Genomic DNA, 17,259 nt, shown 5'->3' with positions numbered 1-17,259 from the left:
ACCGCTGCGTTATTTGAATGAACCATTTGGTGAAATCGGCGGGTATGATAAATCTGTTAAATTGTTTTGCGCAATTGTTAATGAATGATTTCGCATTATTTGAGTAACGGAAACAAAAAGCCCGTCATCAAGACGGGCATAGAGGAAGTGTGATCACACCGGCATGGATTTACGTATCGCGCTAAGCAGCGTCTGGGTGGCGGTGGAGAGTGGGGCCTCCACGCGGGTTAATACCCCAATCGGTTCGCCGGGGCTGGAGGTGGTTACCGGCAGCGCCACCAGCGTGCCCTGGCGCAGATCCTCTTTCACCGCCCCGGAAGGCACGAACCAGACATAGTCATAATCGACGGTCAGCTGGCGCGACAGGGAGGCCGACAGGGTTTCGATACAGCCCGACGGCAGTTTACACCCCTGCGTTTCCAGCAGTGTTTCTGCGGTCTGGCGCGGAACGGTGCCTTTCGGGGAGACCACTACCGGCCACTCCATCACCCGGCTGAGGGTCACGGTATCATTGAGGATCGGATGACGCGGGCGGACCACCAGCTTCAGGGATTCGAGAAACAGCAGCTCATAGTTGAGGCCGCTCATCAGCTCCGGGTCCGACATTCTGCCGATCCCCAGATCCAGCTCCCCGGACTTCAGCCCCGCCAGCAGCATGGTGTTATTCATGGTCGCCACCTGCAGCGTGATGTTGCGCTGCTGCTTGTGGAACTGGCCGATAACCGCAGGCAGAATGCCCAGCGCCGCGGTAGGGAGGGCCCCAATGCGCACCACATCCCCCGGCACGTCGTTGCGCCGCGTCAGGGACTGGCCCGCCGTATTCAGGGCATCAAGCACTTTAACAGCGTGGGTGAGGAACTGCTCGCCCACCAGCGTCAGCTGTGCACCCAGTCGTCCCCGGTCGAACAGGCGGGTACCGGTCAGCTGCTCCAGCTCGTTCAGCGTTTTGGAGAGCGCAGGCTGGCTCAGGTTAAGCGTCTCAGCCGCACGCCCCAGCGTTCCCTGTTGAGCGACGGCCACAAAAGTGTGCAGATGGCGCAGACGAATGCGCTGACTAAACAAACCATTTTTTTCCATAGGCGATGTTAAAAACAGAGGTAGCGAAGTGACAAGTAAAGTTGTTTAATTTTGATAACCTGCTAGCAAAATATTATTAACATTCAATCTAATTGAGTAACAAGCATTTTTTGAAGATGTCCATAAAGAGTTGTGCAGACGCCTGAATCGGTTAACGTCGTCACCACTCAGGAAATGAACAGCGCTCCATCTGGATCACAAATCGTAAATTCTTCCCGACGGCCGCAATGGCCTTCTCTACACTCCAGGTAATATTCACTGGAGGCATTAAATCATGGCGAACAACATCACGGCTGATGATATTCGGGAGAACTTTTCACAGGCGATGTCGGCAATGTATCAGCAGGAAGTTCCGCAATACGGAACGCTGCTGGAGCTGGTCGCAGATGTGAATCTGGCGGTACTGGAAAATAACCCGAAACTGCATGAGCAACTGGCCAACGCGGATGAACTGGCTCGCCTCAACCTCGAACGCCACGGGGCAATCCGTGTCGGTACGGCCCTGGAGCTGGCCACCCTGCGGCGGATGTTCGCCATTATGGGGATGTTCCCGGTCAGCTATTACGATCTCTCCCAGGCCGGGGTGCCGGTCCACTCCACCGCGTTTCGTCCGGTTGACGATGCCGCCCTGTGCCGTAACCCGTTTCGAATTTTCACCTCGCTGCTGCGCCTCGATCTGATCGACAACGTTTCCCTGCGCGAGAAGGCGGCAGAGATTCTGGCCCGCCGCAACATCTTCACCCCCCGTTGTCTGGAGCTGATTACCCTGCACGAGGCGGAAGGGGAATTCACCCCGGCGCAGGCTGAGGAGTTTGTCCATGAGGCGCTGGAGACGTTCCGCTGGCACCGCCATGCCACGGTGGATCACGACACTTACCAGGCGCTGCACAACGAACACCGGCTGATTGCCGACGTGGTCTGCTTCCCGGGCTGCCATATCAACCACCTGACGCCGCGCACCCTGGATATCGACCGGGTGCAGGCCCTGATGCCGGAGTATGGCATTGAGCCGAAGATGCTGATTGAGGGGCCGCCGCGCCGGGAGGTGCCGCTTCTGCTGCGTCAGACCAGCTTTAAGGCGCTGGAGGAGCCGATTCTGTTTGCAGGCGAACATCGCGGAACTCATACCGCTCGCTTCGGTGAGATCGAGCAGCGCGGCGTGGCGTTAACCCCGAAAGGACGCGAGCTATACGATCGCCTGCTGGCCGAGTCCGGTACCGGCAAGGATAACCTGACTCATCAGCTGCATCTCCAGGAGGTCTTCCGGGCCTTTCCCGACAGCGATATCTTCCTTCGCCGTCAGGGGCTGGCATGGTTCCGCTATCGCCTGACCCCGGCGGGCGAGTCGCACCGGCACTCTTTTGGCCCCGGGGACGATCCTCAGCCGCTGATTGAGCGCGGCTGGGTGGTGGCCCAGCCCATCACCTATGAAGATTTCCTTCCGGTGAGCGCCGCCGGGATCTTTCAGTCGAATCTCGGGAATGAAACCCAGGCCCGCACCCACGGCAACGCCAGCCGCGATGCCTTTGAGGAGGCGCTGGGGTGCCCGGTGCTGGATGAGTTCACCCTCTATCGGGAGGCGGAGGAGCGCAGCAAGCGGCGTTGCGGTTTGCTCTGAAAACGGTACTCTGCGGGGATGAGTCAGCAATGTAAGGTCAGTATGGAAAACGCCTCATCTCAGATAATTACCACGCGCCAGGGGGCGCTAAACGGCATCACGGATGGCGATGTGCAGAACTGGCGCGCCATTCCCTACGCCGCGCCGCCGGTGGGCGCATTGCGCTGGCGCTCGCCGCAGCCAGTTGAAAGCTGGCAGGGCGTACGTCAGGCCACCGCATTTTCACCGTCGAGCTGGCAGAGCAGTGAGTATTGCCAGCAGCTGGGCGGGGGCGATCCGGGGCGTTTCTCGGAAGATTGCCTCTACCTGAACGTCTGGTCGCCGGTTCAACGTCCGGAACCCCTCCCGGTGATGGTCTGGCTGCACGGGGGCGGCTTTACCATCGGCGCGGGCGGGTTGCCACCCTATGACGGGAAGGCGCTGGCACAGCGCGGCGCGATAGTGGTGACGCTGAACTACCGGCTGGGCCATCTGGGCTTTTTTGCCCATCCGGCGCTGGAAGGGGAAGAGGAGCGGGTGGTGCATAACTTTGCCCTGCTCGATCAGATCGCCGCCCTGGAGTGGGTGCGGGACAACATCGCCCGGTTTGGCGGTGACCCGCACAACATCACCCTGTTCGGCGAGTCCGCCGGCGCGCGCAGCGTGCTGTCACTGCTGGCCTCACCGCTGGCAAAGGGTCTGTTTCATAAGGCAATTGTTCAGAGCGGATATACTCTGCCGGATACGCCCCGGGAGCAGGCACTCAGAAAGGGCGAGGCGCTGGCGGCCCATTTTGGGCTGCAAAACGCTACCGCCGAGCAGCTGCGGGCGATCCCCCCGGAGGCGCTCTGGCCGCTGACGGCCCCGCTGAACGTGGCGCCTGCGCCCATCGTCGGGGATTGCGTGTTACCCGAGCCGATGCTGGAGGTCTTTTTCGCCGCCCGCCACCATCCGGTGCCGATCATGGTGGGCTCCAACAGCGACGAAGCCAGCGTGATGGCGGTGTTTGGTATCGATCTCGCGGGGCAGATTCAGAAGCTGCGCCGGGAGCGGCGGCTGGGGCTGGGGTTAATCAAGCTGCTCTATCCGGGGGTTAAGGATGATACCGAGTTAGGGCGCCAGGTGTGTCGGGATATGGCCTTCACCACCCTGGGGTTTGTGGTGATGCAGGCGCAACGGCGGGTAGGGCAGCCATGCTGGCGCTACTGGTTTGACTATGTCGCCGAAGCCGAGCACGCCACCTACGTTAACGGCGCATGGCACGGCAACGAGGTGCCGTATGTGTTTGATACGCTTACCCTGGCCGAGCCCGCCCGGCACTACGTGAATAACAACGACCTGGCGTTCTCAGCCCAGGTTGCCGATTACTGGGTTAACTTCGCCCGCCATGCCAGCCAGACGTGCGATATCCTGGATGGCCCGACGCGCTGGCCTGCCTGTCACCACGGGCGGGACGTACTGCTGCGCATCGGAGTGAATAAACATGCGGGATTTAAGCTTGAAAACCGCTTTATGCGCGCCAGGATGGGGCTGTTTAAACGGGTGATGAAGCACCACGTCAGCCTGGATTAAGCAGACACTCGCGAAAGGCGGCCAGTCCGGCCGCTTTGTCGCGCGACTCCCGCAGCACCAGTCGGTAGCTGGCCCCGGTTCTGACGCTGCTGGCGTAAGGCCGCACCAGCCGCCCGGCGCGGATGTCTTCCGCCACCAGCGTCTCGTCGGCAATCGCCACCCCGAGCCCCTGAATGGCGGCGGTGATCGCCAGATCCATGGTGTCGAAGTGTTGATTTTTGTGCATGACAGACGGCTGTGCGGTCTGTTTTTCCAGCCACAGCGACCAGTCGGTCTTATCCCGGGTCGGGTGCAGGAAGGTGAGCGACTCCACCGCTGAGCCCTGGCGCAGGGGGCTTAACACCGGGGTTAACGCCTCCTCAAACAGCAGATCCCCGGCGCTGAGCTGAGTGCCAAACACAATGGCGGCATCATAGGATTCGGTTTTGAAATTAACGCTGTGCTCGTTGGTGGTGGTCAGGGCGATCTGCAGCTCGGGCTGCTCGCGCTCCACCTGCAACAGCCGCGGCACCAGCCAGCGCATGGCGCAGGTGGGGACTTTAAGACGCACCACGGTTTGCTGGGCGCGGGCCTGATCCACCACCGTCAGAATCTGTTCATACGAGGCGCGCAGATCCGGCAGCAGGGCGCTGCCCTGGGAGGAGAGGCGTAACCCGCGGGCGTGGCGCTCAAACAGCGGAAAGCCGAACCAGCTTTCGAGGGCGGCAATCTTGCGGCTTACCGCCCCCTGGGTGAGGCACAGCTCTTTGGCGGCATGGGTCAGATTCAGATGCCGCGCGGTGACGATAAAGGCCTCAACGGCGGTAAGCGGGAACGAACGTCGCGACACGGAACCTCCAGGTATGATTTTTTGTCATGGCTATTATGACAACAATTCGATTGTCGCCACAATAGCCTTCGGGTTGAATAGTTATGCACTCTCTACCAGAGGAATTTCCGATGACGCTGCGTACTCCGATACAACCCCGTTCCAAACTGCCGGACGTTGGCACCACCATTTTTACCGTTATCGGTCAGCTCTCCGCTGAGCACAATGCCATCAATCTTTCCCAGGGTGCGCCGAACTTCGAATGCGATCCGGCGCTGATTGCCGGCGTCCACCGGGCGATGCAGGCGGGCCATAACCAGTATGCGTCGATGACCGGGCTGGCACCGCTGAAAGCGCGCATCGCCGATAAAATCGCCTCGCTGTATGGCACGCAATACGATCCCGCCAGCGAAGTGTTGATCACCGCCAGCGCCAGCGAAGGGCTCTACTCGGCCATCAGCGGGCTGGTGCATCCCGGCGACGAGGTGATCTACTTTGAACCTTCGTTCGACAGCTATGCGCCGATTGTGCGTCTGCAGGGCGCGACCCCGGTCGCTATCAAGCTGACGGTGCCGAATTTCGCGGTGAACTGGGATGAAGTCCGCGCCGCCATTACCTCGCGCACGCGGATGATCATCATCAACACGCCGCATAACCCGAGCGGGCAGGTCTTTTCTGCCGAGGATCTGCAACAGCTGGCAGCCATCACCCGCAACACCGATATCATTATTCTCTCTGACGAAGTCTATGAGCACGTGGTGTTTGACGACGTGCCGCATCACGGCATGGCGACCCATCCCGGGCTGGCGGAGCGCAGCGTGATCGTCTCGTCGTTTGGCAAAACCTATCACGTTACCGGCTGGCGCGTTGGCTACTGTGTCGCTCCGGCGGAGCTGATGGACGAGATCTGCAAGATCCATCAGTTTTTAATGTTTTCAGCCGATACGCCAATGCAGTACGCTTTTGCCGAGCATATGGCCGACCCGCAAACCTGGCTTTCGCTGGCGGCGTTTTACCAGCGTAAACGCGATCTGCTGGTTAACCTGATGGCGGATTCACCCTTCCGTCTGCTGCCGAGCGCTGGCTCGTTCTTCCTGCTGGCGGATTACAGCCACTTCAGCGACGAGCGCGACAGCGAGATGGTGAAACGGCTGATTGTTGACCACGGCGTTGCCACCATTCCGCTGTCGGCGTTTTACACCGACGGGACAGATAACAAATTAATCCGCCTCTCTTTTGCGAAAGATGAGGCAACATTACGGGCAGGTGCGCAGGCCCTGTGTCGGGTAACACCACGCTAAGGAGTTCAGTTATGAAATTAAAAGCCTTCGTTGTCGGCCTGGGATTGCTGTGTTCGTTCTCTTCCATCGCCGCAACAGAATTACGTTATGGCGTAGAAGCCGAGTATCCGCCGTTTGAGAGCCGTAACGCCTCGGGTGAGCTGGAAGGGTTTGATATTGAGCTCGGGAACGCCATTTGCGCCGCCGCCGCGCTGAAATGCAGCTGGGTGGAGACCTCGTTTGACGCGCTGATCCCGGGGCTGGTGGCCAAGAAATTCGACGCCATCAACTCGGCGATGAACATCACCGACCAGCGTCGTCAGAGCATCGACTTTACCCAGCCGATCTATCGTATTCCTTCCCAGCTGGTGGGCAAGACCGGCACCGCGGTCGATGCCACACCGGAAGGGCTGAAAGGCAAGACCATTGGCGTGTTGCAGGGCTCCATTCAGGAGACCTACGCTAAGGAGCACTGGGAAAAGCAGGGCGTTACCGTGGTGTCCTATAAAGATCAGAACATGGCCTGGGGCGACCTGCTGAACGGGCGTATTGACGCCTCGCTGGTGATGTCTGCCGCCGGGCAGGCCGGATTCCTCAGCAAGCCACAGGGGAAAGGCTTCGGCTTTATCGGCAAGCCGGTGGCGGATGACACTATCCTCGGAAGTGGGATCGGTTATGGTCTGCGTAAAGGCGACGAGGCCACTAAGAAGCAGCTTGATGCCGCCATTGATAAAGTCCGCGCTGACGGCACTATCGATAAGCTGGCGAAGAAGTACTTCCCGGGTATCGATGTCAGCGTAAAATAACAACAATTTCATCTTTTAGCCCCTGCCGACGATGTCCGGCAGGGGCTTTTTTATACTTTTCTTTACCTCCGTTTCGGGCAATTCTCCTCGACAGAAAAATCTTTCCCCCTTTGGGCAGATTCTCACCTGTCAATAATTGGATTCTTAATCATTTTTGTTTAGGCTGTGCCCTCTTAATGATGTTCTTTCTTGCCGTTGTTTCGCCGATGCGAAACCCACTCCCCACGACCATAAGGACGTTTTCCCAGGCATGAATCGCAGACGTTTTTTAAAAGGCTCAATGGCCGTTGCCGCACTGAGCGGGACTTCCGGACTCGCCGCGCTCTTTTCCCGGGCGGCCAGTGCGGCTGAATCGGATATTGCGGACGGTACGAGCCGTCGTTTCGACTTTTCCGTGCTGCAGTCCATGGCGCACGACCTGGCGCAAACACCGTGGGGCGGTGCGCCGCGTCCGCTGCCGGATACCTTAGCGACCCTGACGCCGCAGGCCTATAACAGCATCCAGTACGATGCGAAGCAGTCGCTGTGGAATAACATCGAAAACCGCCAGCTCGACGTGCAGTTCTTCCACGTCGGGATGGGCTTCCGCCGCCGGGTGCGCATGTTCTCTCTGGACAGCCAGAGCGCCCAGGCGCGTGAGATTCACTTCCGCCCGGAGCTGTTCAACTACCATGACGCGGGCGTCGACACCAAACAGCTGGAAGGCCAGAGCGATTTAGGCTTTGCCGGTTTCCGCGCCTTTAAATCTCCGGAGCTGGCGCGTCGCGACATCGTCTCCTTCCTCGGCGCCAGCTACTTCCGCGCGGTGGATGATACCTACCAGTACGGCCTCTCGGCGCGTGGCCTGGCGCTGAACACCTACGCCGATACGCAGGAAGAGTTCCCGGACTTTACCTCGTTCTGGTTTGAAACCGTCAAACCGGGCGCGACCACCTTTACGGTCTACACCCTGCTCGACAGCCCAAGCATCACCGGGGCCTATAAGTTTGTGATCCACTGCGAGAAGACTCAGGTGATCATGGACGTCGAAAACCATCTGTATGCCCGCAAGGATATTCAGCAGCTGGGCATTTCGCCGATGACCAGCATGTTCGCTTGCGGCAACAACGAGCGCCGCATGTGCGACACCATTCACCCACAGATCCACGACTCCGATCGTCTGGCGATGTGGCGCGGCAACGGGGAGTGGATCTGCCGTCCGCTGAATAACCCGCAGAAGCTGCAGTTCAACGCCTATACCGACAAGAACCCGAAAGGGTTTGGTCTGTTGCAGCTCGACCGTGATTTCTCGAACTATCAGGACATTATGGGCTGGTACAACAAACGCCCAAGCCTGTGGGTCGAGCCGCGTAACCAGTGGGGCAAAGGCACCGTGTCGCTGATGGAGATCCCGACCACCGGTGAAACCCTGGATAACGTGGTCTGCTTCTGGCAGCCGGAAAAACCGGTGAAAGCGGGGGATAAGCTGGACTTCCAGTACCGTCTCTACTGGAGTGCCAAACCGCCGGTCCGTTCTCCGCTGGCCAACGTGCTGGCGACCCGCACCGGGATGGGCGGTTTCCCGGAAGGCTGGGCCCCGGGCGAGCACTTCCCGAAAGTGTGGTCGCGCCGTTTCGCGGTCGATTTTGTTGGTGGCGATCTGAAAGCGGCTGCGCCGAAAGGGATCGAGCCGGTGATCACCCTCTCCAGTGGGGAAGCGAAGCAGATTGAGATCCTCTACGTGGAGCCGTTCGACGGGTATCGCATCCTGTTTGACTGGTACCCGACCAGCGACTCCACCGATACGGTGGACATGCGCATGTTCCTGCGCTGTCAGGGCGAGGCGATCAGCGAAACCTGGCTGTATCACTACTTCCCACCCGCAGCGGATAAACGCCAGTACGTCGATGACCGGGTAATGCGTTAAGCCTTTTGCGCCCTCTCCCTTGAGGGAGAGGGCTGGGGTGAGGGGGAGCATGCAGCTCCGGTATTACATTGCCGGGTGGCGGCTACGCCTTACCCGGCCTACAAAGGCTGACCGATGAACACCATTACCGAAGAAGAAATTATCCCCGTCAATGCGCATCTCGAACTGCGCGCCACCGATGAGCGTTACACCACCGAGCTGCACAATCTGGTGGTCAAAAACCGGGCGTATCTGCAGGACTACCTCAACTGGCCACAGTTCGTTGGCTCAGAAGAGGACACCCGCCAGAACATCCTCAGCAACCAGATGCTGCATCAGCGCGGTTACGCCAAAATGTTCCTCATCTTCAGGGATAACGTCCTAGCAGGCGTGCTGTCGTTCAATTCCATCGAGCCGCTGAACAAAACGGGTTATATCGGCTACTGGCTGGATGAAGCGCATCAGGGGCAGGGGATTTTATCTCAGGCGCTGGAGGCGTTTATCCGCCACTACGCCAGACGCGGCGAGATCCGCCGCTTTGTGATCAAGTGCCGGGTCGACAACCCCGCCAGTAACCAGGTGGCGCTGCGCAACGGCTTCCTGTTGGAAGGGTGCCTGAAAGAGGCCGAGTTCCTCAACGGGCGCTATGACGACCAGAATATCTACGCCCGGATCTGCACCTCATAATGCCCCGAGCAACGGCGTGCGCGTAATGTGCTGCGCGCCGTTAATCATCTTCTCGCCGCGCAGGTGAATCACGTCTCCGTGTGACGCTTCAATCACCGCGTCATCGGTAATTTCAATATGATGCTCGATCAGCACTTCCCCGTGAATGCGCGCCCGACCCTGGATCACCACTTTATCGTCAATCAGGATCGGCCCGCCGCGCAGCCAGGCGTTGCCGCCAATCAGGACGTGATGTTTGATCACGCAGTTACCCTCGACCAGCGCGTTTTCCGCCACCTGGGAGCTGTAGCGCAGGGTGGGGATGGCATCTTCTTCCAGCCCGGCGAGCAGGCGGGCGTTGCCATACACTTTGGCGCAGTCGCACACCCAGACGTTATTCACCTCGTTGCCCTCGAGCAGCGCGTTCTCAAACACTTCGGCACGATGCTCGACAAAGGCATAGCTGACGATGGCATTGCCGTAGATCTGCGCCTGGTGCACCACCCGCGACTGGCTGACGGTGGCCTCGCCGAAAATGCGCAGGATCTGATGCGGGTCTGGGGTCAGGCCTTTGGCGGCAATCACCATGCTGTTATGCAGGATGCGGGCGTTGTCGAACAGATGACACTCCCCGCGAACCACCGAAGACTGCACCGTGACGTTGTCACTTAATCGGGCGCCATAGCCGATCTCAGCCCCATCCACCCAGACGTTATCGCTTACAAAAGCCTGATGGCTGATAACGCAGGGCTGGGTGATCCGCGCATTGCCGCTGACCTGCGCGCCGGCGAAGACCACGCTGTTCTCATCGTAGATCCAGCAGTCGTGCTCGTGAGACAGGGCCGATTCGTCATCGATCCAGCCACCCCGGGTGCCTGATTTCACATCGCTGAAATCACGTTCGGCGATAATCTGGCGCACCTTTACCGCTGTTTTGGTCTCACCGTCCTGCCAGTGGTGCAAACGGCTTTCATCGCTAAGTCGATATTTTTTCATCACTGTGCCCGCAGTTGTCGTCTCCACTAAACGTAGCAAACTTTAGCTTGATCGAAACAGTGGCATCCGCAAATGAAACACCTTAAACTAGTATTTCAAATATATTTTATAGATTAAAATTTATGTATAAAACGCAACCGACTGAACGCGTTCTTAATTTACCCGCGGGTTACTACGGGATGGTGCTGGGAACCATAGGTATGGGCTTTGCCTGGCGTTACGCCAGCACCCTCTGGCCGGTGACGCGTTGGCCGGGGGAGATCCTGGTGACGCTGGCGATGGTGATGTGGCTCCTGCTGACCGCGGCGTTTCTCACCCGCGCGATACGCTTTCCGCGCAGCGTACTGGCGGAGATGCGCCACCCGGTGATGAGCAGCTTTGTTAGCCTGTTTCCGGCTACCACCATGCTGGTGGCAATTGGCTTCGTGCCCTGGTTTCGTCCGCTGGCGTTGGCCCTGTTCACCGTCGGGGTGGTGGTGCAGCTGAGCTATGCGGCGTGGCAGTCTGCCGGACTCTGGCGCGGCAAACACCCGGAGGAGGCGACTACACCGGGCCTCTATTTGCCGACGGTGGCGAATAATTTTATCAGCGCCATGGCCTGCGGGGCGCTCGGGTTTCACGATGCCGGGCTGGTGTTCCTCGGGGCCGGGGTTTTCTCCTGGCTGAGCCTGGAGCCGGTGATTTTGCAGCGTCTGCGCAGTGCCGGCGAACTGCCTTCGGCGATGCGCACCTCCCTTGGGATCCAGCTTGCACCCGCGCTGGTAGCCTGTAGCGCCTGGTTGAGCGTCAACGGCGGCGAAGCCGATACCTTCGCCAAAATGCTGTTTGGCTACGGCCTGCTGCAGCTGTTATTTACCCTGCGCCTGATGCCCTGGTATCTGTCGCAGCCGTTTAATGCGTCGTTCTGGAGCTTTTCGTTCGGCGTCTCGGCGCTGGCCACCACCGGTCTGCATCTGGGCCAGAGTAGCCCGTCCGGTTTTTTCCACGCCATCGCCATCCCGCTATTTATTTTTACTAACGCCATCATTGCGCTATTACTGGTGCGCACGTTTATCCTGCTGATGCAGGGGAAACTGTTGGTCCGTGCAGACAAAGCAACGCTTATGCAAGCTGAGGAAAGAGAATGACTGTGTTTGATGAGAACTACTTCACCGAAAAATATGGCATGACCCGCACCCACTCTGAGGTGGTGTATAGCGCAGGGATGGTTAAACCGGGCAAAACCCTGGATCTCGGCTGCGGCAACGGGCGCAACAGCCTCTATCTGGCGGCGAACGGCTTTGATGTCACCGCATGGGATAAGAATGCGGCAAGCATCGATAACATCGAGAGCATCAAGGCGAAAGAGGGCATTACCAACCTGCAGACCGCGATTAAGGATCTCAACACCCTGCGTTTTGACGGCGAATACGATTTTATCCTCTCGACCGTGGTGCTGATGTTCCTGCAGGCAGAAACCATTCCTGGCCTGATCGACAATATGCAGCGCCGCACCAAACCGGGCGGCTATAACCTGATTGTCGCGGCGATGGATACCGAAGACTATCCGTGCAACGTCGGCTTCCCGTTTGCGTTTAAAACCGGGGAGCTGAGCGGCTACTATGCGGGCTGGGAACAGCTGAAATATAACGAGGACGTCGGCGAGTTACACCGCACCGACGCCCAAGGGAATCGTATTAAACTGCGATTCGCCACGCTGCTGGCGCGTAAACCGGCTTAACCCTCTTTGCTCCCTCTCCCTTTGGGAGAGGGTTGGGGTGAGGGGATCAGGCCGCACCGATTCCTCTGCGGCGTTAACGCCCGGCGGCGCTTCGCTTGCACGGGCCTACAAGGTCACTACGTAGGCCGGGTAAGGCGAAGCCGCCACCCGGCTTAACGTGCCGCCAGCAAACAGAGCTGTAGCGCCGTATTATACGAGGCCTCGAACGATTTCAGCGGTAAAAACTCAAACTTCGAATGGAAGTTATGGGCACCGGTGAAGAAGTTCGGGGTCAGCAGCCCTTTTGCCGAGAGTGCCGCGCCGTCGGTGCCGCCGCGCATAGGGGTCGGTTTCGGCGTGATGCCTAAGCTCTCCATCGCCTCAAACATCAGATCTATCGCGCGACGGTCTTCACCCACCGCGTTACTGATGTTGCTGTAGGTATCTTCAATGTGCCAGCTCACCTTTGCGGTAGGGTGCTGTGCGGCAATTTTCTCCGCTACGTCGCCAATCTGCGCCTTGCGGGCGGCGAAGCTGTCGCGATCGAAATCACGAATATTGGCTTTCAGCACCGCCTCGTTTTGCCCGGCCTGGATGCCGTTAAACCAGATGTAGCCTTCGCGGCCTTCGGTGTGCTCCGGGGTTTGCAGGCGATCGAAGTGGCTGATGTAGTCGGTGGCCATCAGCAGCGGGTTCACCAGCACGCCTTTGGCCGACATCGGGTGCGCCGTCACGCCGGTAAAGCGAATTTCTGCCGCCGCGGCGTTGAAGTTCTCATAAACAATCTCTCCCAGCTCGCAGCAGTCGATGGTCCAGGCAAAATCGACGTCAAAACGCGCCAGATCCAGCGCTTTCGCTCCGCACAGACCAATCTCTTCGTCCGGCACAAAAGCCACCACGATATCGCCATGCCGATGCTCTGCAGTGAGGTTTTCCAGCACCGTCATTACCACGGTGACGGCCGCTTTGTTGTCGGCACCCAGCACGCTGGTGCCGTCGCTGAAGATGATCGCTTCGTTGGGGTAGGCCTGAATTTCCGGGTGCTCGCTGACCCGCAGCCAGATATCTTTTTCGGCATTCAGGCAGAGATCATCGCCTGTAAAAGTGAGGATCTGCGGATAAATATCCGGTGACAATCCCACGTCGACGGTATCGATATGGGTGATAAAACCGACCCGCGGCGCGCCGGGCACGTTGCCCTTTTTGACCGCCGTAACGGTGGCAAATTCGTCGATCACAATGTCGTCCAGACCCAGCGTTTGCAGCTCCATCGCCAGTGCCCGAGCCATCTCGTGCTGGCCGGGTGTGGAGGGCAAGGTTTTCACCTTCGGATCGCTCTGACTGGTGATAGCCAGATAGCGAAAGAAGCGTTGGGTTAATTGACTGGCGAGCGCGTGAGCCATGGTTGATCCTTCTTTATTTGTGTTATCAGGTGTTTGCACAATCACTTTAATGATATTTATGGTTTGGCACGACAAAAATTCATTAGCCGTCAAATTAAAAGACAGGAAAACGCGATGAAAAGCAACCTCACAACGTTGGCACTGACCGTCGCCGCGCTGACGGTCAGTTCCACCGTCGCCGCTAAAACGCTGGTCTATTGTTCGGAAGGATCGCCGGAGAACTTTAACCCGCAACTCTATACCTCGGGCACCAGCGTGGATGCCAGCGCCGTACCGGTGTACAACCGGCTGGTGGATTTTACTCCGGGCACGACCGATCTGGTGCCGAGCCTGGCCGAAAGCTGGGAGGTCAGCGAGGATGGTAAGGTCTATACCTTCCATCTGCGCAAGGGCGTTAAGTTTCAGAGCAACAAGCTGTTCACGCCGACACGAGACTTTAACGCGGATGATGTGATCTTCTCGTTTATGCGGCAGAAAGACGCTAATCATCCGTATCACAACGTCTCCAATGGCAACTACTCCAACTTCGAGAGCCTGGAGTTTGGCAAGCTGATCACCGCCATCGACAAAGTCGACGACCATACGGTGCGCTTCACCCTGGCCCACCCGGAAGCGCCGTTCGTGGCTGACCTCGGCTGGTATTTCGCCTCGATTCTCTCTGCCGAATATGCTGACGCGATGCTGAAAGCGGGCACCCCGGAGAAGGTGGACATGGAGCCGATCGGCACCGGGCCATTTAAGCTGGCGAAATACCAGAAGGACTCGCGGATCCTCTATACCGCCTTCCCGGAGTACTGGCAGGGCAAAGCGAAGCTGGATCGGCTGGTGTTTACCATCGTGCCGGATGCCTCCGTGCGTCTCGCCAAGCTGGAGAAAAACGAGTGTCAGGTGATGCCATTCCCGAACCCCGCCGATCTGCCGCGGATGAAGGAAAATAAAGACATCAACCTGATGAGCAAGGCGAGGCTGAATACCGGTTTCCTGGCGTTTAACACACAAAAGCCGCCGCTGGATAACGTCAAGGTGCGCCAGGCGCTGGCGATGGCGATCAACAAACCGGCCATTATCGAGGCTGTCTTCCAGGGCACCGGCACCGCCGCCAAAAACCTGCTGCCGCCGGGTGTCTGGAGCGCAGACAGTTCGCTGAAGGACTACGATTACGATCCGGATAAAGCCAAAGCGCTGTTGAAGGAGGCCGGGTTTGCCAACGGGATGACCATTGACCTGTGGGCCATGCCGGTGCAGCGTCCGTATAACCCCAATGCCAAACGGATGGCCGAGATGATCCAGTCCGACTGGGCAAAAATCGGCGTGCAGACCAAAGTGGTCACCTACGAGTGGGGGGAATATCTCAAGCGGGTGAAGGGCGGGGAACATCAGGCGGCGCTCATGGGCTGGACCACGGCGACCGGCGACCCGGATAATTTCTTCGGCCCGCTGTTTACCTGCACCTCGGCCAACGGCGGTTCCAATTCCGCCAAATGGTGTTATCAACCATTCGATAAAATTATTGCTGAAGCGAAATCTATTACCGATCACGATAAACGCGTGGCGTTATATCAGCAGGCGCAGCAGATGATGCACGATCAAATGCCTGCGGTAATGATTGCGCACTCAACAATATTCGAGCCGGTGCGTAAAGAGGTGACAGGCTACGAAATTGATCCGTTCGGTAAACATTTATTCTGGCAAGTGGATATAAAATAAACGTTTAATTCTGCCCGTCATTAAGACGGGCAATTTTTTTTCAATTTGTGCTGTCTTCATCATTTTTTGTCACTTTTCTTTCAGCCAACTTTTGCTATAACTTCAATTGCATATTTGCACTTAACAGGGATACACCCATTATGCGTACTAATACTTTATTTAAAGTTGCCGCGCTCTCCGGCCTGTTGCTTCTTGCTGGCTGTGCATCAAAAGTGGCTGCGCCTGAACAATATTCAGGTTTTTTAAAAGACTACTCCGGGCTCCAGCAAACCACCTCTGCTTCGGGTAAACCGACACTGCGTTGGGTTGATCCGTCTTATAACGAATCAAACTACGACAGCATTATCTGGAACAATATCACCTATTATCCAACGCCAAAGCCAACCACCCAGATCGGTCAACGCACGCTGGATGAACTGTTAAATTACACCAACACCAAAATGAAGACCGCAATCGGTCAGCGCAAGCCGATTGTGACCACGCCAGGCTCACGCAGCCTGATCTTCCGCGGTGCCATCACCGGTGTGAGCTCGCAGAAAGAAGGCCTGCAGTTCTATGAAGTTGTTCCTGTGGCGCTGGTCGTAGCCGGCACGCAAATGGCAACCGGTCACCGTACCATGGATACCCATCTGTTCTTTGAAGGTGAGCTGATTGACTCTAAGACCAACAAGCCGGTCATTAAAGTGGTCCGTAAGGGTGAAGGGAAAGAGCTGAATAACGAAAATACGCCAATGACCTTCGCGACGCTGAAGCAGGTTGTTGATGACATGGCGACCGATGCCACCATGTTTGATGTCAATAAAACCAAATAACAACAGACCGGCCTGCATCGAGCAGGCCGGTTTTTTTTACGCCATTCGCAGCCGCTTAAACCAGTTCTCCGGCCGGGCAAACATCACCAGATTCCCGGTTAAGATCAGCAGAAGCCCCGCAATCCCGTTGCTGTGCCAGACGTACCCTTCGTACATCGTCGAGAACGAGAGCGCCACCAGCGGGAACAGCAAGGTGCTGTATGCCGCTTTGCCCGCGCCAATTCGTCCGACCAGCGTGAAGTAAGCGCCAAAGGCAATCACCGAGCCAAACAGCGCCAGATAGAGCAGGGCGCCCATATAGCTCACCGACCAGACCGGCGTAAAGTCATCCCCACGGATCAGCGCAATCGCCCCCATCACCAGGGTGCCGTACAGCATCGCCCAGGCGTTGGTGGTCATGGTTTCCAGTCCGTTGCGCTGGTGACGCAGACTGATCATATTCCCGAGTGAGAAGCCGTAAGTGCCCAGCGCCGACAGGGCAATGCCGAACAGCAGACCGGCGCTCCAGCCGCTGGCTAACAGGTCGTTCCAGAACAGGGTAATAATGCCGAGCAGCCCCAGCGCCGCCGCCAGATAAAAACGCGTCGGCGGGCGCTGGCCAAAGAACAGGAAGCTGTTCAGGGCGTTATACAGCACCGCCATCGAAAAAATCACCGATTCGAGGCCGGTGTTGATATACCCCGCGGCGGTATAAAAGCACCAGAAATTAAAGCAGAACACGCAGCAGCCCTGCAGGGCGCAAAACAGGTGGTCGCGCAACGCCAGCGGGCGCAGACGGCGCAGGATTAACAGCACTGTCATGATGGTGGCGGTGGCGACGGCAAAGCGCCAGAAAATCGAGACCGGGGCGGGCACCGGCCCCTGTTGTAAGAAGATGGCAATCCACGTCGTTCCCCAGATAACAACTACCAGCGCGTACAGTAATGCGTTCATCGTTTTTTCTCTTATCAG

15 protein-coding genes are annotated in these 17,259 nt (G+C 57.9%); 10 read left to right on the top strand and 5 right to left on the bottom strand.

The window, feature by feature from the left end:
• Nucleotides 1–153: 153 nt before the first annotated feature.
• On the bottom strand, nucleotides 154–1,077 hold the full coding sequence (locus G7090_RS11885; protein ID WP_106992996.1) for a LysR substrate-binding domain-containing protein: 924 nt from the start codon (nucleotides 1,075–1,077) through the stop codon (nucleotides 154–156).
• A gap of 274 nt (nucleotides 1,078–1,351) precedes the next feature.
• Here G7090_RS11885 and G7090_RS11880 point away from each other — a divergent pair, with 274 nt between their 5' ends.
• Nucleotides 1,352–2,695, top strand: coding sequence for a VOC family protein (locus G7090_RS11880; RefSeq protein WP_166182553.1), 1,344 nt, complete (start codon nucleotides 1,352–1,354; stop codon nucleotides 2,693–2,695).
• 42 nt (nucleotides 2,696–2,737) lie between these two features.
• Nucleotides 2,738–4,246: a carboxylesterase/lipase family protein gene (locus tag G7090_RS11875; RefSeq protein ID WP_166185248.1), complete on the top strand. Its 1,509-nt coding sequence runs from the start codon at nucleotides 2,738–2,740 to the stop codon at nucleotides 4,244–4,246.
• On the opposite strand, the gene G7090_RS11870 is transcribed toward G7090_RS11875, so the two are convergent.
• Entirely contained in the window at nucleotides 4,233–5,075 is an 843-nt protein-coding gene (locus tag G7090_RS11870; protein WP_166182552.1) for a LysR family transcriptional regulator, read from the bottom strand. The two genes, G7090_RS11875 and G7090_RS11870, sit on opposite strands and share 14 nt — an antisense overlap.
• Nucleotides 5,076–5,185: 110 nt before the next feature.
• On the opposite strand from G7090_RS11870, the gene G7090_RS11865 reads away from it, so the two are divergent.
• The 4 genes from G7090_RS11865 to rimL all read left to right on the top strand — a co-directional run bounded on the left by G7090_RS11865 (nucleotide 5,186) and on the right by rimL (nucleotide 9,712).
• Nucleotides 5,186–6,355 (top strand): pyridoxal phosphate-dependent aminotransferase, encoded by a 1,170-nt coding sequence (locus tag G7090_RS11865; protein ID WP_166182551.1) that lies wholly within the window; start codon nucleotides 5,186–5,188, stop codon nucleotides 6,353–6,355.
• A gap of 11 nt (nucleotides 6,356–6,366) precedes the next feature.
• Nucleotides 6,367–7,140 (top strand): ABC transporter substrate-binding protein, encoded by a 774-nt coding sequence (locus G7090_RS11860; RefSeq protein WP_106992991.1) that lies wholly within the window; start codon nucleotides 6,367–6,369, stop codon nucleotides 7,138–7,140.
• Between the two features lie 250 nt (nucleotides 7,141–7,390).
• Nucleotides 7,391–9,046 (top strand): glucan biosynthesis protein D, encoded by a 1,656-nt coding sequence (locus G7090_RS11855; RefSeq protein ID WP_166182550.1) that lies wholly within the window; start codon nucleotides 7,391–7,393, stop codon nucleotides 9,044–9,046.
• 114 nt (nucleotides 9,047–9,160) lie between these two features.
• A complete protein-coding gene (gene rimL, locus G7090_RS11850; protein WP_166182549.1) occupies nucleotides 9,161–9,712 on the top strand; it encodes a 50S ribosomal protein L7/L12-serine acetyltransferase in 552 nt (183 codons plus the stop codon).
• Here the strand turns inward: rimL and ydcK are convergent.
• Nucleotides 9,707–10,687 (bottom strand): YdcK family protein, encoded by a 981-nt coding sequence (ydcK, locus tag G7090_RS11845; RefSeq protein ID WP_166182548.1) that lies wholly within the window; start codon nucleotides 10,685–10,687, stop codon nucleotides 9,707–9,709. The genes rimL and ydcK overlap by 6 nt on opposite strands.
• A 122-nt stretch (nucleotides 10,688–10,809) precedes the next feature.
• Between ydcK and tehA the strand changes: the two genes are divergently transcribed.
• Nucleotides 10,810–11,814: a dicarboxylate transporter/tellurite-resistance protein TehA gene (gene tehA / locus G7090_RS11840; protein ID WP_166182547.1), complete on the top strand. Its 1,005-nt coding sequence runs from the start codon at nucleotides 10,810–10,812 to the stop codon at nucleotides 11,812–11,814.
• Complete coding sequence (gene tehB, locus G7090_RS11835) at nucleotides 11,811–12,407, top strand: tellurite resistance methyltransferase TehB (protein ID WP_166182546.1); 597 nt, start codon at nucleotides 11,811–11,813, stop codon at nucleotides 12,405–12,407. Before tehA ends, tehB begins: the two co-directional genes overlap by 4 nt.
• A 152-nt stretch (nucleotides 12,408–12,559) precedes the next feature.
• Here the strand turns inward: tehB and pepT are convergent, their stop codons facing one another.
• Entirely contained in the window at nucleotides 12,560–13,789 is a 1,230-nt protein-coding gene (gene pepT, locus G7090_RS11830; RefSeq protein ID WP_166182545.1) for a peptidase T, read from the bottom strand.
• A gap of 114 nt (nucleotides 13,790–13,903) precedes the next feature.
• On the opposite strand from pepT, the gene G7090_RS11825 reads away from it, so the two are divergent.
• Together G7090_RS11825 and G7090_RS11820 are read left to right on the top strand one after the other, a co-directional pair.
• Nucleotides 13,904–15,496 (top strand): ABC transporter substrate-binding protein, encoded by a 1,593-nt coding sequence (locus tag G7090_RS11825; protein WP_166182544.1) that lies wholly within the window; start codon nucleotides 13,904–13,906, stop codon nucleotides 15,494–15,496.
• 140 nt (nucleotides 15,497–15,636) lie between these two features.
• Nucleotides 15,637–16,308: a DUF3313 domain-containing protein gene (locus tag G7090_RS11820; protein ID WP_166182543.1), complete on the top strand. Its 672-nt coding sequence runs from the start codon at nucleotides 15,637–15,639 to the stop codon at nucleotides 16,306–16,308.
• A gap of 36 nt (nucleotides 16,309–16,344) precedes the next feature.
• On the opposite strand, the gene G7090_RS11815 is transcribed toward G7090_RS11820, so the two are convergent.
• Nucleotides 16,345–17,241: a DMT family transporter gene (locus tag G7090_RS11815; protein ID WP_166182542.1), complete on the bottom strand. Its 897-nt coding sequence runs from the start codon at nucleotides 17,239–17,241 to the stop codon at nucleotides 16,345–16,347.
• Nucleotides 17,242–17,259: the final 18 nt, after the last annotated feature.

The sequence above is a fragment of the Leclercia sp. 29361 genome (genome assembly GCF_011290365.1).
Taxonomy (GTDB): Bacteria; Pseudomonadota; Gammaproteobacteria; order Enterobacterales; family Enterobacteriaceae; genus Enterobacter; species Enterobacter tamurae.
Note: the sequence above shows the minus strand (reverse complement) of the source record. Positions and strands in the feature narration are given on the sequence as shown.

What these genes read in the sequence shown, in the direction of transcription:
- G7090_RS11885 (WP_106992996.1), bottom strand. Translation starts at nt 1,077, where the DNA reads ATGGAAAAAAATGGTTTGTTTAGTCAGCGCATTCGTCTGCGCCATCTG.
- G7090_RS11880 (WP_166182553.1), top strand. Translation starts at nt 1,352, where the DNA reads ATGGCGAACAACATCACGGCTGATGATATTCGGGAGAACTTTTCACAG.
- G7090_RS11875 (WP_166185248.1), top strand. Translation starts at nt 2,738, where the DNA reads ATGGAAAACGCCTCATCTCAGATAATTACCACGCGCCAGGGGGCGCTA.
- G7090_RS11865 (WP_166182551.1), top strand. Translation starts at nt 5,186, where the DNA reads ATGACGCTGCGTACTCCGATACAACCCCGTTCCAAACTGCCGGACGTT.
- G7090_RS11860 (WP_106992991.1), top strand. Translation starts at nt 6,367, where the DNA reads ATGAAATTAAAAGCCTTCGTTGTCGGCCTGGGATTGCTGTGTTCGTTC.
- G7090_RS11855 (WP_166182550.1), top strand. Translation starts at nt 7,391, where the DNA reads ATGAATCGCAGACGTTTTTTAAAAGGCTCAATGGCCGTTGCCGCACTG.
- rimL (WP_166182549.1), top strand. Translation starts at nt 9,161, where the DNA reads ATGAACACCATTACCGAAGAAGAAATTATCCCCGTCAATGCGCATCTC.
- ydcK (WP_166182548.1), bottom strand. Translation starts at nt 10,687, where the DNA reads ATGAAAAAATATCGACTTAGCGATGAAAGCCGTTTGCACCACTGGCAG.
- tehA (WP_166182547.1), top strand. Translation starts at nt 10,810, where the DNA reads ATGTATAAAACGCAACCGACTGAACGCGTTCTTAATTTACCCGCGGGT.
- tehB (WP_166182546.1), top strand. Translation starts at nt 11,811, where the DNA reads ATGACTGTGTTTGATGAGAACTACTTCACCGAAAAATATGGCATGACC.
- pepT (WP_166182545.1), bottom strand. Translation starts at nt 13,789, where the DNA reads ATGGCTCACGCGCTCGCCAGTCAATTAACCCAACGCTTCTTTCGCTAT.
- G7090_RS11825 (WP_166182544.1), top strand. Translation starts at nt 13,904, where the DNA reads ATGAAAAGCAACCTCACAACGTTGGCACTGACCGTCGCCGCGCTGACG.
- G7090_RS11820 (WP_166182543.1), top strand. Translation starts at nt 15,637, where the DNA reads ATGCGTACTAATACTTTATTTAAAGTTGCCGCGCTCTCCGGCCTGTTG.
- G7090_RS11815 (WP_166182542.1), bottom strand. Translation starts at nt 17,241, where the DNA reads ATGAACGCATTACTGTACGCGCTGGTAGTTGTTATCTGGGGAACGACG.